Origin of the sequence: Citrobacter sp. RHBSTW-00859 (assembly GCF_013729795.1) — a bacterium.
Lineage (GTDB): Bacteria > Pseudomonadota > Gammaproteobacteria > Enterobacterales > Enterobacteriaceae > Citrobacter > Citrobacter braakii.
Window position 1 is genome coordinate 84,884 of record NZ_CP056285.1, and the last position, 12,831, is coordinate 97,714.

At 45.7% G+C, this 12,831-nt stretch carries 19 protein-coding genes; 17 read left to right on the forward strand and 2 right to left on the reverse strand.

The window, feature by feature from the left end:
• Positions 1-58 precede the first annotated feature (58 nt).
• Positions 59-829, reverse strand: coding sequence for a hypothetical protein (locus HV302_RS28485; protein ID WP_020996131.1), 771 nt, complete (start codon positions 827-829; stop codon positions 59-61).
• 269 nt (positions 830-1,098) lie between these two features.
• On the opposite strand from HV302_RS28485, the gene HV302_RS26395 reads away from it, so the two are divergent.
• The 5 genes from HV302_RS26395 (at position 1,099) to HV302_RS26415 (ending at position 3,602) form a co-directional block, all read left to right on the forward strand.
• A complete protein-coding gene (locus tag HV302_RS26395) occupies positions 1,099-1,500 on the forward strand; it encodes a hypothetical protein (protein ID WP_008786797.1) in 402 nt (133 codons plus the stop codon).
• Positions 1,501-1,685: 185 nt separating this feature from the next.
• Positions 1,686-1,976 carry a hypothetical protein gene (locus HV302_RS26400; protein WP_007372147.1) on the forward strand — a complete coding sequence of 97 codons (291 nt, stop codon included), beginning with the start codon at positions 1,686-1,688 and terminating at the stop codon, positions 1,974-1,976.
• Between the two features lie 77 nt (positions 1,977-2,053).
• Positions 2,054-2,290, forward strand: coding sequence for a hypothetical protein (locus HV302_RS26405; protein WP_007372148.1), 237 nt, complete (start codon positions 2,054-2,056; stop codon positions 2,288-2,290).
• Positions 2,291-2,319: 29 nt separating this feature from the next.
• Entirely contained in the window at positions 2,320-2,871 is a 552-nt protein-coding gene (locus HV302_RS26410; RefSeq protein WP_007372149.1) for a hypothetical protein, read from the forward strand.
• Positions 2,872-3,197: 326 nt separating this feature from the next.
• Positions 3,198-3,602, forward strand: coding sequence for a hypothetical protein (locus tag HV302_RS26415; RefSeq protein WP_008786799.1), 405 nt, complete (start codon positions 3,198-3,200; stop codon positions 3,600-3,602).
• A 26-nt stretch (positions 3,603-3,628) separates the two neighbouring features.
• Here HV302_RS26415 and HV302_RS26420 read toward each other — a convergent pair whose 3' ends face one another.
• Positions 3,629-4,618: a hypothetical protein gene (locus HV302_RS26420; RefSeq protein ID WP_007372150.1), complete on the reverse strand. Its 990-nt coding sequence runs from the start codon at positions 4,616-4,618 to the stop codon at positions 3,629-3,631.
• A gap of 171 nt (positions 4,619-4,789) precedes the next feature.
• Here HV302_RS26420 and HV302_RS26425 point away from each other — a divergent pair, with 171 nt between their 5' ends.
• The 12 genes from HV302_RS26425 (at position 4,790) to HV302_RS26480 (ending at position 12,515) form a co-directional block, all read left to right on the forward strand.
• Positions 4,790-5,770, forward strand: coding sequence for an IS5-like element ISKpn26 family transposase (locus tag HV302_RS26425; protein WP_000019450.1), 981 nt, complete (start codon positions 4,790-4,792; stop codon positions 5,768-5,770).
• 170 nt (positions 5,771-5,940) lie between these two features.
• Entirely contained in the window at positions 5,941-6,264 is a 324-nt protein-coding gene (locus HV302_RS26430; protein ID WP_020996132.1) for a hypothetical protein, read from the forward strand.
• Positions 6,257-7,327, forward strand: a complete 1,071-nt coding sequence (locus HV302_RS26435) for a phosphoadenosine phosphosulfate reductase domain-containing protein (RefSeq protein WP_007372151.1) — start codon at positions 6,257-6,259, stop codon at positions 7,325-7,327. The genes HV302_RS26430 and HV302_RS26435 overlap by 8 nt, the downstream gene beginning before the upstream one ends.
• A 109-nt stretch (positions 7,328-7,436) precedes the next feature.
• Positions 7,437-7,754: a hypothetical protein gene (locus HV302_RS26440; protein ID WP_020996134.1), complete on the forward strand. Its 318-nt coding sequence runs from the start codon at positions 7,437-7,439 to the stop codon at positions 7,752-7,754.
• Positions 7,755-7,762: 8 nt separating this feature from the next.
• Entirely contained in the window at positions 7,763-8,098 is a 336-nt protein-coding gene (locus HV302_RS26445) for a PerC family transcriptional regulator (RefSeq protein WP_008786801.1), read from the forward strand.
• A 383-nt stretch (positions 8,099-8,481) separates the two neighbouring features.
• The gene (locus HV302_RS26450) at positions 8,482-8,943 is read left to right on the forward strand and encodes a hypothetical protein (protein ID WP_009653863.1); all 462 of its coding nucleotides are present in this window, start codon (positions 8,482-8,484) and stop codon (positions 8,941-8,943) included.
• Between the two features lie 90 nt (positions 8,944-9,033).
• Positions 9,034-9,435, forward strand: a complete 402-nt coding sequence (locus HV302_RS26455; protein ID WP_020996135.1) for a hypothetical protein — start codon at positions 9,034-9,036, stop codon at positions 9,433-9,435.
• Between the two features lie 199 nt (positions 9,436-9,634).
• Positions 9,635-10,519, forward strand: a complete 885-nt coding sequence (locus HV302_RS26460; protein ID WP_007372154.1) for a hypothetical protein — start codon at positions 9,635-9,637, stop codon at positions 10,517-10,519.
• A 79-nt stretch (positions 10,520-10,598) separates the two neighbouring features.
• Positions 10,599-11,126 carry a hypothetical protein gene (locus HV302_RS26465; protein ID WP_007372155.1) on the forward strand — a complete coding sequence of 176 codons (528 nt, stop codon included), beginning with the start codon at positions 10,599-10,601 and terminating at the stop codon, positions 11,124-11,126.
• A 5-nt stretch (positions 11,127-11,131) separates the two neighbouring features.
• On the forward strand, positions 11,132-11,437 hold the full coding sequence (locus HV302_RS26470) for a hypothetical protein (protein WP_032941601.1): 306 nt from the start codon (positions 11,132-11,134) through the stop codon (positions 11,435-11,437).
• Positions 11,438-11,449: 12 nt separating this feature from the next.
• Positions 11,450-11,902, forward strand: a complete 453-nt coding sequence (locus HV302_RS26475) for a hypothetical protein (protein WP_007372157.1) — start codon at positions 11,450-11,452, stop codon at positions 11,900-11,902.
• Positions 11,903-11,984: 82 nt separating this feature from the next.
• Positions 11,985-12,515, forward strand: a complete 531-nt coding sequence (locus HV302_RS26480) for a hypothetical protein (RefSeq protein ID WP_007372158.1) — start codon at positions 11,985-11,987, stop codon at positions 12,513-12,515.
• Positions 12,516-12,831: the final 316 nt, after the last annotated feature.

The window sequence follows — 12,831 nt, forward strand, 5'->3', positions numbered from 1 at the left end:
GACGAATTCAGTCGGTTTAGTAATCCTGCAAAAGGATGCTGGACAGCGACGGACGACTTCAGAGCTGTGGCAATGGCCCCTGGTTATCTTCAGTCGCAGCCTGGTCTTTATCCGGGGTGGCCGTTGCAGTCCGCGAGGCATCAAATGAGACCGTTGGGTCGCTGAGAGTCAGGATGCCAGTGTCTTCAACTTCTCGCGTTGTCAGCGTAAGCTCAGATTTACTGTCATCACACTTATTCGTTTTCTCCGCCAGTGCCTTGCACCAGATATAACGACCTCTCTGGGCATCAGAGACTGAAGGCTCTCCATATTTCTCGATCGCCGACTTCAGTAAGAGATCAGGGTTGCTGAATGAAAAGCGGATTTTGTAAGCCACCGGCTCAATGGGGTCAACTGCCGTATCGGGGATAAAATAGACCACCGTCTCCTGGTGAGCATCTCCCCAGAAAATACTATTCAATGAGTTGTTACTGTAGCGCTTTTGAATTTCTTCACCAGCAGACTGGCCAAGTTTGTCAGTGATAGCAGTGATCGCTTCAGAAGCTGTCATCCGCAGGCTTACCGGCCCTATAGAAAAAGACATAACATCAAAGCTATTCAGGGGGGTAATGGTGCTTTCTGGAGCGGTAGATGAATCGGGTACGTCATCACTGTACAGACTGTCATCCCCCGGAGAAGGCGTTACAGGTGCTGAATTTTGGATGTCAGGTGTGTAGCTGGGATCGGGAGCGTATAGGCCCATTGTATCATTCTGTACAGCAGAATATACCGAAGCGGTCGGCAGGACGGTAAGGAGCGCAAGGGCGCAGTATCCAAGGTATCTGGTCATATTCACCTCGTCAGTAGCAGTTGTCCTACTGTAACAGCGCGAGGTTTGAGAACATCATGGAAATGGGGTCAAAGCGGGGCGAAAAACAAGCCTGATTCACATGGCTTACGTAGCAGCATGGAGATCTCCTGAAGTCGGAGAAAATGAGTCAGATAACGCGAATATCGAAAATGGAACGAAGTACTTAATTACCTAACAGGAGGTACATGTTAACCTGACGAACATTGCTTACTGCCTATTTGTAGATTCAGGCTACAGGGAGAATCCAAGTGCCAAACTGCATACCCCTTAATCCGGTATTACCTAAAAACTTCGACGATACACCTAATGAAAAGCGCTCAAAGTCTCAGCTTGATGCCTGGTGGGATCATCCATATGGCATTACTTGCCCGGACGGGAAAATCACTGTTCGATGCCTGAATGGAGGAGCTTGGGATCGTTCGACAGTGCTGGGAGTAGCGGACAATTACGAAGAAGCCTGCGAGCTCGCAGAGCGCGAGCAATCAGCATGGGTCAAACGCCGTGCGGAGCCAATATTCTACTATAGCGGTGAAGCTCCATTCAGAGCGATAAGGGATGCACAACGTCCTGATCAGGAGCAGACCTTTGTCGCGTCTTTTGACACGCAAGATGAGCTAATCAGCTGGCTTAATAGTCAGAAAACCAGTTAATACCAAGTCTGGAAGTCTGCTTCTCAACAGACTTCCACATTTGATTATCAAGCTCCCCATAATTTGGGTTCAGTATAAACATTCCATTACGTTCTATTCCCCTCATTACATTCATCTATCCGTAAATTTCGTTAGCCAGCACATCGGGGTGATACTGATGTCAGGTAAACAAAACGGATGCAAAAATGCAGACATGTTCGGAAGTCCTGGCGGTTGAAATATTCAATCAAGTTGGACGTGAGGCAGCTATTGCTCAATATAACTTAATTTGTGAAATAGCCCAGCGACGTTACGAAGACAGCCTGGCCAAATATGGTTCCGTGCCAGCTGGTTTCACCGCGCTCAATTTCCTCCATCCGGCAGAACTTCAGGAGCGTTACATCCTGGGGTTGGGAATTCAGCTTTGTATCGATGAGCAGCATGAAGCCAGGGAACGGGTTTTAGCTCGCTGCCTGGCAAGAAAAAGGGCCGCATAAACAGGTGATAAAACAACTCAGCTATAGCTGAACACGCACTAATTGGCTATGTTAACAAAACGAACAAGGTGGCGATTATGTACAGTGAATCTATCGATCGTGCTATCAGTATCCTCAAGGACGCGGGCGAAAAAATCGGTATGGAACTGGGTAGTAATGTGACATCTCAGGAATCAGAACTGCTTGAGGATGCGCTGGTGGGCCTGACTAAAGTTAAAGGGCAACTCTGCGGTAATCACTCCTTAACTGATGTAAAAGCGGACGTCGTGCCTTTTAGTCTCAGTTCGACGAAGAACGTCGATAGCCCGCATTAATTAACAACCACCAACTGGACGGAAGGGATATGACTGAAGACAACGCCGGTAGTGTTTCTGGAAAAGCACAGAACGCCCCAAAAGCAAATGCCCACCTGGACAGGCTCTTTGATTTCATTGTGACAGAAATCAAAGAGCAGGGTGCAGCACCGTCTTACGAGCAGATCTGTTCTTCTCTGGGGTATTCAAAAGGGCTCGTTTCCCGGCGTATCCGGCAGTTGCATGACCAGGGACGAATCATTATCGATGGTGAAAGAAAGTCTATGACGCTGCGCGTAGCGAAAGGACAAGGTCATGATGACATTGCCGAACTCCCGGACATGACCAGTGACAGGAAAGCAATCATCACGTATGTCAAAAAATACATGAACAGAAATGGTGGCCGTGGGCCATCAGTTCACGCAATAGGGAAAGCGCTCGGCTTCTCGAATAACAAGGCGCGTAGACATGTGGACTATCTCGACGAAGTAGAGAGGGTACGTTACAGCCCTCATCTTAATGAAGTAATCGTTATCAATCAGGGTGATTACGTTAAAATTACCCAGGACAACGATGAACCACCGAGCCCGGCAGAAGGTTAGCCATGATTCGCATATGGAGAGAAGTTGTAAACGTAAAGGTTCAGGACGGGAGCCGTAACGGACGAATCTGGTTTCTTGAACTTTCGTGTGGCCATCATGCTGTCAGACGTATACCTCGATTACGTCTGCATAATCTGACGCAATTCGAACGACTTGAGCCACCAGCTAAATGTCACTGTGTATTGTGTGAAATAGATGCTATTGCAGGACAAAAATAGCAATAAACACAACATAAAAGCCCTCAATTTGTCCCCATTGTTTTTAGCCTGACAGCATTGGTACTGATAGCCTAATCATATTTAAACGCATAACCCTATGGTGGACATATGAAAAAAGCTGTTTTTGGCCTTTTAGCACTATTGCCCTTCATAACCAGCGCAGAATCGATCGATCCGAACGATTTCTATGCTCAGCAGCCTTCTCAAAACTACCAACAACCTGCTGCCAGCGAGCAACAGGACGATGCTGACAATTCCAGTGACCAGACAGCTGCGATCGTATTGAACCTGGAAAGTTACAAACCGCTGGGGAATTTTGTAGTCCCCCAGGGAGTAGAACGCCCATTCATTGGTCTTATTAACAGCAAAATTTTCATACTGTCTGAGCAACCAGATAAACGCTTGGCTGGCCTATGGATAGGTCGTAGTCAGGATGGTCGTGAAGCACTTTGTGGTTACCTGAACAACAGTATGCAGGTCAGAAAATGTTATTACATCTTATATCGTGAGTAAAAAATGGGGCCGTAGCCCCATTTATTTTAATGTTTGAATGAGGGTATAAAGGGTATTACTGGATTTGTTCCTAGCGAAGCTAATTCGTTAGGCGCAAGATAACGTCGCAGTTCAGTAATCAATATATCAACTGATTTATCCCAGCCATCTCTCACAATGTTTAGAATGTGCCGAGCTGGATAATGTGTTAGAAAAGGATGGTTGGGGCCAAATTTATTAAGGTGTTCAATAGTACCTATTGCATCGAGATAATCTGTAACAAGATGGTGTTCTGACTCAAAAATAGCGACAAATTTATAACCATCAGCAGCGTTTACCCACTGGCAAGTACAGTCATTAAGCTGAAATTGATTAGAACGTTTTTCCCCCTTGGGTTTAGGATTGACTCCAATACCAAAAGACAAATACAAACCTTTCCTTCCCCAGAAGGCCGGTCTCTTCAAGTCCTGACCATTGTTTCCTTCGACCTCTCCAAGAATGCCAAACAAAGTAGCTGATTCTTGGTTAGGATTCGTTCTCATACGGAAAAGAATGCATAGATCTGCAAACTTTAAGCTATTATAAACTGAATTATAAAAGACATTCTCATGGCCAAGTAGATAAGGATTATGCTCTACCGCAAAATTAGTGCCACTTCTAAAGTCACGGCAGCTAATGAATACACCAAACTGGCTCATATTAGCGAGGATATCGACATTGCGATAATCAGACAAATTAATAAGTATAGTATTTAAGACTTCTCTACCTTCATAACTCATCAGATAGTGGCAGAGCAAATTTTGTAGACCGAAGTTTCTGAACTGATCTTTAATTAAAGAAAAATATCCTTCACCAGCTAATGAAACTAGGTTTCTCATTGTTGGTGTATGTTTCCCCATGAGAGGGGAATTAAAACGTACCTTCATCCGGTTATTATCATAAAGGGTTTCAATAATTGAGCAAAAGTGCATCGCCCAATACGCGTTGTTATCACCAATTAAACCGGGTTTCACTACAGTAGTTTTAGAAAAATCCATTCTGTCTCCAAAGCAGTAATCAGTCACTCATAACACGATATTTGCAGTGAAAGTTATATCTGTAAGCAAATTTCGTCAGCTGTTAGCGTCGTATTAGGCTTAGGGAAGGTGCGAACAAGTTCCTGATATGAGATCATCATATTCATCCGGAGCGCATCCCAGAGGGACATCATGAGCCATCAACTCACCTTCGCCGATAGTGAATTCAGCACTAAGCGCCGTCAGACCCGAAAAGAGATTTTCCTCTCCCGCATGGAGCAGATTCTGCCATGGCAGAATATGACCGCTGTCATCGAGCCGTTTTATCCCAAGGCGGGCAATGGCCGACGGCCCTATCCGCTGGAGACCATGCTGCGTATTCACTGCATGCAGCATTGGTACAACCTGAGCGACGGTGCCATGGAAGATGCCCTGTACGAAATCGCCTCCATGCGCCTGTTTGCCCGATTATCCCTGGATAGCGCCCTGCCGGATCGCACCACCATCATGAATTTCCGCCACCTGCTCGAGCAGCATCAACTGGCCCGTCAATTGTTCAAGACCATCAATCGCTGGCTGGCCGAAGCAGGCGTCATGATGACCCAAGGCACTTTGGTGGATGCCACCATCATTGAGGCACCCAGCTCTACCAAGAACAAAGAGCAGCAACGCGATCCGGAGATGCATCAGACCAAGAAAGGCAATCAGTGGCACTTTGGCATGAAGGCCCACATTGGTGTCGATGCCAAGAGTGGCCTGACCCACAGCCTGGTCACCACCGCGGCCAACGAGCATGACCTCAATCAGCTGGGTAATCTGCTTCATGGAGAGGAGCAATTTGTCTCAGCCGATGCCGGCTACCAAGGAGCGCCACAGCGCGAGGAGCTGGCCGAGGTGGATGTGGACTGGCTGATCGCCGAGCGTCCCGGCAGGGTAAAAACCTTGAAGCAGCATCCGCGCAAGAACAAAACGGCCATCAACATCGAATACATGAAAGCCAGCATCCGTGCCAGGGTGGAGCACCCGTTTCGCATCATCAAGCGGCAGTTCGGCTTCGTGAAAGCCAGATACAAGGGGCTGCTGAAAAACGATAACCAACTGGCGATGTTATTCACCCTGGCCAACCTGTTTCGGGTGGACCAAATGATACGTCAGTGGGAGAGATCTCAGTAAAAACCGGAAATAACGCCAGAAATGGTGGAAAAAATAGCCTAAATAGGCTGATTCGATGTGTTTGCGGGAAAAAAATCGGCCCAGATCCGCGAAATTTTAATCAGCGAGTCAGCTTGGGAAGAAATGACCTGCTTATTCGCACCTTCCTTAGTAAAAAGCCGGAGGTAGATATGCCTAAAGACGATGTTGCAACAATCATAATCCAGAATGGGTTGACGCATAAAGTAAATGTGATCTGCAAATTCAGCGCACAAATCGACAATCAAATGTTCTCATTCATCATCCATCGCACATTAAGCGTATGTCGATATGCGCTTGTCTGTAAGGCAACAGGCCAAAGAATTGCAGTTCTTGATACCAGTCGAGTAAAGGCACTTGGTATGGAAGCAGCAGGTAAACTAGCGCTATCAGATCTGGCCTCATCATTAGGCGAGACTAGACTTGCTGCGATTCTGACAAATTCACTTCAGAGCAGGAGCGCGGCAAGTGAGTGATTTAATCGACGATAACTTTATTATTCCTGCACTGAGTAGCATAGCAGGCATCACCACGCCACTATCAGGACAAACGTACAGGAACGCTCCAGATATCGACATATCTTGCTATGACGTGATAATCATTTGCCTTAGCGGCGGAAAAGACTCCATAGCCTGCCTTCTCCACTTAATTGACATCGGGGTCGATCTGTCCAGGGTGGAACTCTGGCATCACGATGTTGATGGCCGCGAGGGAAGTACTTTAATGGACTGGCCATTTATGGCCGACTACAACCGCAAAATAGCTTCAACATTTCAGATACCGTTGATGTTCTCCTGGCTTCAGGGAGGAATGGAAGGTGAGATGCTGAAAGAGAATGGCTACAGTCGCCCGCAATGTATCGAAACCCCAGATGGATTAATAATCGCGGAACGTGATATCCAGCGAAGCACTCCCGCCACGCGACTTCGGTTCCCTCAGCAATCACCAAGCCTTAAAACACGTTGGTGCTCATCAGCACTAAAAATTGATGTTGGTCGGCGAGCACTCACAAATCAGAGACGCTTTGACGGAAAAAAGGTGCTTTTTATTACGGGGGAAAGGAGAGCGGAAAGCTCTAATAGATTCAATTACTTACAACTGGAGCCACATACCAGCAGTTGCAAAAAAAGACAAGTTGATGCCTGGAGGCCAGTACTTGAATGGTCTGAAGAACAAGTCTGGGAGATTTTAGCAAAACATCGTGTTACAGCCCCAGTACCGTATCGTCTTGGATGGGGTCGCAGTTCATGCTTAACGTGTATATACAACAGTGCTCGCATATGGGCAACCATCAAACATTATTTCCCCGAGCGTATTCACGCAATGGCCAACTATGAAAACCGCTTTGGGGTCACTATCAGTCGTAAACGAATAAATGTTCTGGATCTAAGCCAGAATATTTCTCCTATTAATATCACGGATGAGGAAGCGCTGCTGCAAGCGGTAAATCCGGTCTATACATTGCCCGTCATTAACATGTCAAAAGAATGGGTGCTACCTGGTGGGGCGTACAACCGGGAGAAATGCGGGTCAGACTAATTAGCCATCAGCGATTTATAGCTGAGATTTCGTCACCTGAATATTACGTGGAAAATAGATATCAAATAGCAACATTGATACAGGCTTAACCGCCTCTGAAGGAAATATTATGACGATGGTAACGGCCAGAAATTGTACTGAAACACGGTTCAACCAGTTATGGGATGCTCTGCATGAAAAAAGCAGTGCGGAAAACGAATCCTTGTTTCAGCAAGAATTGCATCGCTGCCGCAGTAAACGTCAGCGAAGTAAACTGGCCGGGCGATTCGCCGGTGCCTGGCAAACCTTATTCGATGCCTTCTGTGAAGGTCGGGTCTTCTGCTCACTTCTGGACTCGGTTATCCACCAGGAGAGTATCAGCGAATGGCAGGTTGAAGAGTTAATCTCATTCACTTCTGCCCAGATGTCGACTCTATACAAAGGGTAGAGGTAGATATGGGACAAAGAAAATGTGCAGCAGCGTTCCTGCTCGCTGAAGAAATGTACCAGATACCAGCGACCAAATCGGTGATACTTGCCCGGGACCTGGAAGAAAGAGGGTTGTATCTCCGCGCTGCCAGGCAATGGGGAGAGGTCATGTTTGAACATACCCAGTGTACTGAGTACATTGTTGAACAACGGGAACGTTGCATTCGGTTATCCAATTCTCGCCATGAAGACCGTATCAGACAGCATGAGCAGGCAAGTGATCTTCAATATATTCACAAGCATATTAATGATGTATACACACGGATGGGACTAAAAGACGATGGTGTCTTTAATACCGCCTGATTTGTCGACCTTTTCCGTTCATTAAAAAATGAAACTGAGGAGAATGAGCGCACTCTTGACTGATTTTGACGGAGGATTACGTAAGTGGTTAAACAAAGTTTATTTGACCTTATAGGAGCTACCACGGGCCCAGAGCGAGATCTGTTGATCGTAAGCCTTCAGTCTCTACATCGTGAACGAGTAAGCTCATACAATGCATTGTGTACAGCCTGCTCAATCTCTGGAGATAAAGTCCCGCCAATGTCTTTATTCGGCATAGACGAGGTTACTGATGCACTACGCCGGTTAGGTGCATTACCGATCAGATAGTTCTTCAAGTAGTCAGGGTGAACAGGTTTGAATTGATACAAACGGCCTATGCTGAAGAGGAACAGAGATAACTGATGAAAACAAACGAAAACCTGCTGAACAGCATTGGAAAAAGTATTCGAATGTGGCGAGATAACTGCTTCCCTCCATTTCAGCGAGCGTATGGAACATGGTTATTGGTTCTGGTTTCGGTTAATGCCGGGATATGGTTTTACATAACCTCTGACTGGTCTGTACAGTTCGTCGGCAATATAGCAGGGCTCTTGGTTTTCCCAATGCTGGGTCGAAAGGTTTTTACAAAACGCGCCAGATCTTGGCAAGAAGAACTGGATATTAAGCTGGCAAAATACAAACCGCATAACATAGCTGCATGGAGGGAGTTGCAGGCTTATGCCTTGGAATCCAATACGCTATCTTCACAAATTGTTGAACGGTGGTATTTCAAAGAGCGGGAATTTATCAAGACGGCCCAAAAAGGGAAGCCGGGTAGTTCTGAACTCAAATTTCTCAAGAATAATACTGGATCAAAGCCTTAAGGAATCTGAGAGCCGGTGCGTAATGCAGAACCCACAGCCGAAGGGTTTTGGGAGTTAAACTGATACAGCTTTTACCGTGAGGTGGGATTTATGTCGAATGTCTTGCAGAAAGAAAACATCATCATGTCTCTGCCTCATCGTGACTGGAGTTGTGAAGTCATCGAGTGCCGATTAAAAGTGTGCCCCGTACCTGACGAACTCGACAGGGGGAATAACATCTTTTTCATCGTGGAAGACCTTTACCAGCTACGCGAGAACAGTGAATCACTTAACGTGCTTGGACAAATTCTGGCGAAACGTTTCCCACACATACCACCAAAAAGAATGCACCTTGTGCTGCACCGACGTGATGTGCAGAAAGCTCATGGAGTAGCCATCCACCTCTACCGCTTCATGCGTAGCGAGAAAGAAAATAACCGTAGTATTTTCATTGGTCGTAACCCTACTGAAGTTTCCCAGAAGACGGCATACGCCTCGATGTGCATTTTCTGACCATCAGCTGTTGAATCGTCACAATAGCCGACATAGTCGGCTATTTTTTTACGCTAAGAAAAACCATTTATGCCCACAAATTGCGGTTGAAAAAGCTATTTATTTTTGGGTGCAAAACGTCCTCATTCTCACTGTAACAATAAATTTCAACATGTGATTATAGTGAGAGTCGAAGCTGAAACATGAATGGTGGCTACATATGCATGATCTCCAGAATTCGTTAACTAGCAAAAATACCAACATTATCCGTGCTGAATTTGAAAATATGCTTTCTGCGCGTGGAACATCTATCGTGCGTTTTGATACCAACGCAGGGGCGAACAGCGGCGAGTATATAGGAAAAGGAATTCAACGTGAGTGGGTTGGGTATTTGCTAAACCATACGAGTTCTGGCCATACGGTCAAGGCATTTGAACCGGTGTATTCTATTCCTTTAAAAATCAGGCCAGACCTTCAATCCAGAAATATTGCAGACCACCAGACTAAAGTAAAAAAGTTATTTGAAAGTTATGATGAAGCGTATCTTACAGCCGCTATAGACTCAGAAGAGTATTGCAAGCCATTCTGGGTTTATCAGAATGCAGATGACGGTCATTACTCGATCAGTACTCGCGGTTTCAAAAATGCAAATGCACCTGCAAGCATTCCGAGCGATAATCGCATTGATATCGCTCAGATGAAAATGGGATATCCCATGCTCGATTATTGCCATAACATTATACCGTCCTCAGTCGTGCGATTAGGATTTAATGGGCGAGTGTTTACGCAAGGTAAGTATTATTACACCAATGAAGAGGTTTTCAGTTGGTTGTCCCGGAACCCGGATAGCGCAGTTTTCATTACGTTCCCAAAAGTTAACCAGACTGATAGATCTGAATTGATGTCAATTATGAAACGAGAATTCCTGAATTCGTGGGGTTTATTCTCATATTATCGCTGGCTGGGACGCAGCACCGCATTACTGGCATTGAGCCCGGTCAGTTCTAATGCTTCTGTTAAGTTAAGAAGTAGCAATGCACACTTCTTCAAAAATGCAATGCTGGCTGTTAACACGATCATTCCTAAAGGTAACGGAATTTCGTAATCGGAATAGTTACCGTTAGAGTGATTTAAAGATCGATTCATTCTGGAAATTGAACGAAGAAAATTTAATGGGAGTAACTATGACTGCACTACGCCGTATCTCAACAGAACCAAGCTGGACTCCAGTTGGCATCCGGGGCGAAGGGTTACCGACTAAAGCAGGTGTATACCGTTTTATTGTTCCCCGGGAAGCCGATAGCTCAGAACATATTGAGTTTCTGGCGTTAGTGCGCTGGCGTAAACACGGTGTTCATCAACTGTTATTTCCCACCTTTGAATACATCGTATGCGACGAGAATATCGTGCTCCCAGAAGGCACATGCTGGCGTGAACGCGAACCGTGGGATCCAGATACGCTGGGGGAAACCGAGTTCATCATCGTTCCTGAAATGAGCGCGGGTGCTCAACGCTGTCCGTTCTGCAAAGAAGTTCCGCGCATCGTTGGTGATAAATACAACTTTGAGTATAAGGAAAACTACATCACGAAAATGCCTCACCGGTTTAACCGCCTGTGGTTCAGCTGCTGTAAATGGGTTGCTCCTGTGCCCACTTCTGGGATTCAGTCACTGATTACGGCCTGGAACAAAATGCTCGGGTCATCCCGGTAGGAGTAATGATGAAATGTGCGTACCTACGAAAGTTTCTGATCATTGCTTTCATAACCGGCATTAGCGGATGCCAGAGTCTCGGAATAGGGTTAAGCCTGGATGAGCGCTACCAGAAGGCTTATCAGAAAGTACTGGCTGACCCTAATGACGATAACATTAAGACTTTCATGAAACTCAGCCAGGAAAAAGGCGAAAGAGACATGCAAGAGGCAAATTCGAAAGCCGCAGCCGACACTCGTGAAAGCGATAAGGGGTTTACTGAGTATTTTAAATCATATGGCAACGATGGATTTAAGCGGGCCAGACAATAAGAAAGAGGTTATATGTCATTACAGCAATCGCATGAAAATCTGGAGTTCCTGAAGGGGGCGGTCTGGTGCGCCGCAAAACTCGTTCAGGAAATTGGCGATTCAAAAGGTGCAGCTATTCTTATCACAAACTTGCCGGTTGGAATTTTCCCTCAATGTAGCGAAAGGGATTTATTTGTTCTGAGGCAATATGTCAGGAAAGATCTGCCACTTGGTATTGATGCCGAATATAGCGATATCAGGCCGGTCTTAATTGATTATCTGGGAGAGCCAGTAGACCTTCCTGAGTGTGAACTGGATAATTATGAACCGGCTCCTGGTGAAATGCTCCGCTGGGGAGTAACTGGAGATCTCAGTTCCGGGACACGATGTGTGCTGGTGGATAATCTTGCTTATCTCGCTGAAGCAATTGGTATCAGCAACGCACTAAGGCAACAGGCCGCAGAGTCAATCCAGCGCACCCTGTGATTAGTGAGTCGCCCCGAATTTCGTAAGCAGCATAAATGCCCTTAATCTTTATCCTACATATTTCAGGTTGTTGGGGTTTACCATGTACAAAGACCATTTTCCACAAGCGTGTCCTTCATCGATAAAAGAGGGCCAGTCATGCTGGCGGGTATTTATTGATATGGACGTAGACAACCCGTCGAAAATAAAAACCAGCGTCGAATTAATAGAAGTTGGCGTAAAAACAATTCGAATGAAAAAGAATGCGGCAGAAGGCAGTGAAAAAACTGTTTTTCTTGTGGATAAAATCCCTGGAATCACATTTATCAAAATTCGGCCTAGCGACAAAAAGCCAAGCGTCTGGAATACAAGCATCAGCAGTTTCTATAAACATGACGTGGAAATCGGGAAAACATTCCCCGTTGGTATCAGAACGACTAAAAGCGCTGCGTTTCGTACAGCAACAAAAAAAGTTGAACAGAGTATGCAAGAATACACTGATACTATAGCTAAGCTTGAAAACGACTATGTTAAGAATGAGACGGAGATTGCTGAGTACAAAAATGAACTCGCTGCTTACCAAACAATACTCCAAACCCTAAAACGTATGGCAAAAAGGCATCTCAAGCAATAATACATTTCGTCTCTTTTCAGGTAAACAAAATGGAAACACAATGTATTTTCATTGCAGGTTTCAAAAATTGTTTCACTCTGGGCCATACATGTTTAGTATGGGGACATAACAAAGAGAACGCTGGCGAGTACGCTGGCATAAAGATCACCTTTCCCGGCCTGGCCGGGATTTTTTTTGTCTGATGTGCCGTCCTTCTCACCACAAACTTAATATCCTGACTATTTTTATGGATGTGCAGTGCAATTATTTAACGAATTACCATTCGTCACCAGACCGGACAGGCTGATAATAATGTCATCCGATACAGAGCTGGGGA

Bases quoted from the DNA above. Each gene is read 5' to 3' on its own strand.
- HV302_RS28485 (WP_020996131.1), bottom strand. From the start codon at position 829: ATGACCAGATACCTTGGATACTGCGCCCTTGCGCTCCTTACCGTCCTG.
- HV302_RS26400 (WP_007372147.1), top strand. From the start codon at position 1,686: ATGCAGACATGTTCGGAAGTCCTGGCGGTTGAAATATTCAATCAAGTT.
- HV302_RS26405 (WP_007372148.1), top strand. From the start codon at position 2,054: ATGTACAGTGAATCTATCGATCGTGCTATCAGTATCCTCAAGGACGCG.
- HV302_RS26410 (WP_007372149.1), top strand. From the start codon at position 2,320: ATGACTGAAGACAACGCCGGTAGTGTTTCTGGAAAAGCACAGAACGCC.
- HV302_RS26415 (WP_008786799.1), top strand. From the start codon at position 3,198: ATGAAAAAAGCTGTTTTTGGCCTTTTAGCACTATTGCCCTTCATAACC.
- HV302_RS26420 (WP_007372150.1), bottom strand. From the start codon at position 4,618: ATGGATTTTTCTAAAACTACTGTAGTGAAACCCGGTTTAATTGGTGAT.
- HV302_RS26425 (WP_000019450.1), top strand. From the start codon at position 4,790: ATGAGCCATCAACTCACCTTCGCCGATAGTGAATTCAGCACTAAGCGC.
- HV302_RS26430 (WP_020996132.1), top strand. From the start codon at position 5,941: ATGCCTAAAGACGATGTTGCAACAATCATAATCCAGAATGGGTTGACG.
- HV302_RS26440 (WP_020996134.1), top strand. From the start codon at position 7,437: ATGACGATGGTAACGGCCAGAAATTGTACTGAAACACGGTTCAACCAG.
- HV302_RS26445 (WP_008786801.1), top strand. From the start codon at position 7,763: ATGGGACAAAGAAAATGTGCAGCAGCGTTCCTGCTCGCTGAAGAAATG.
- HV302_RS26450 (WP_009653863.1), top strand. From the start codon at position 8,482: ATGAAAACAAACGAAAACCTGCTGAACAGCATTGGAAAAAGTATTCGA.
- HV302_RS26455 (WP_020996135.1), top strand. From the start codon at position 9,034: ATGTCGAATGTCTTGCAGAAAGAAAACATCATCATGTCTCTGCCTCAT.
- HV302_RS26460 (WP_007372154.1), top strand. From the start codon at position 9,635: ATGCATGATCTCCAGAATTCGTTAACTAGCAAAAATACCAACATTATC.
- HV302_RS26465 (WP_007372155.1), top strand. From the start codon at position 10,599: ATGACTGCACTACGCCGTATCTCAACAGAACCAAGCTGGACTCCAGTT.
- HV302_RS26470 (WP_032941601.1), top strand. From the start codon at position 11,132: ATGATGAAATGTGCGTACCTACGAAAGTTTCTGATCATTGCTTTCATA.
- HV302_RS26475 (WP_007372157.1), top strand. From the start codon at position 11,450: ATGTCATTACAGCAATCGCATGAAAATCTGGAGTTCCTGAAGGGGGCG.
- HV302_RS26480 (WP_007372158.1), top strand. From the start codon at position 11,985: ATGTACAAAGACCATTTTCCACAAGCGTGTCCTTCATCGATAAAAGAG.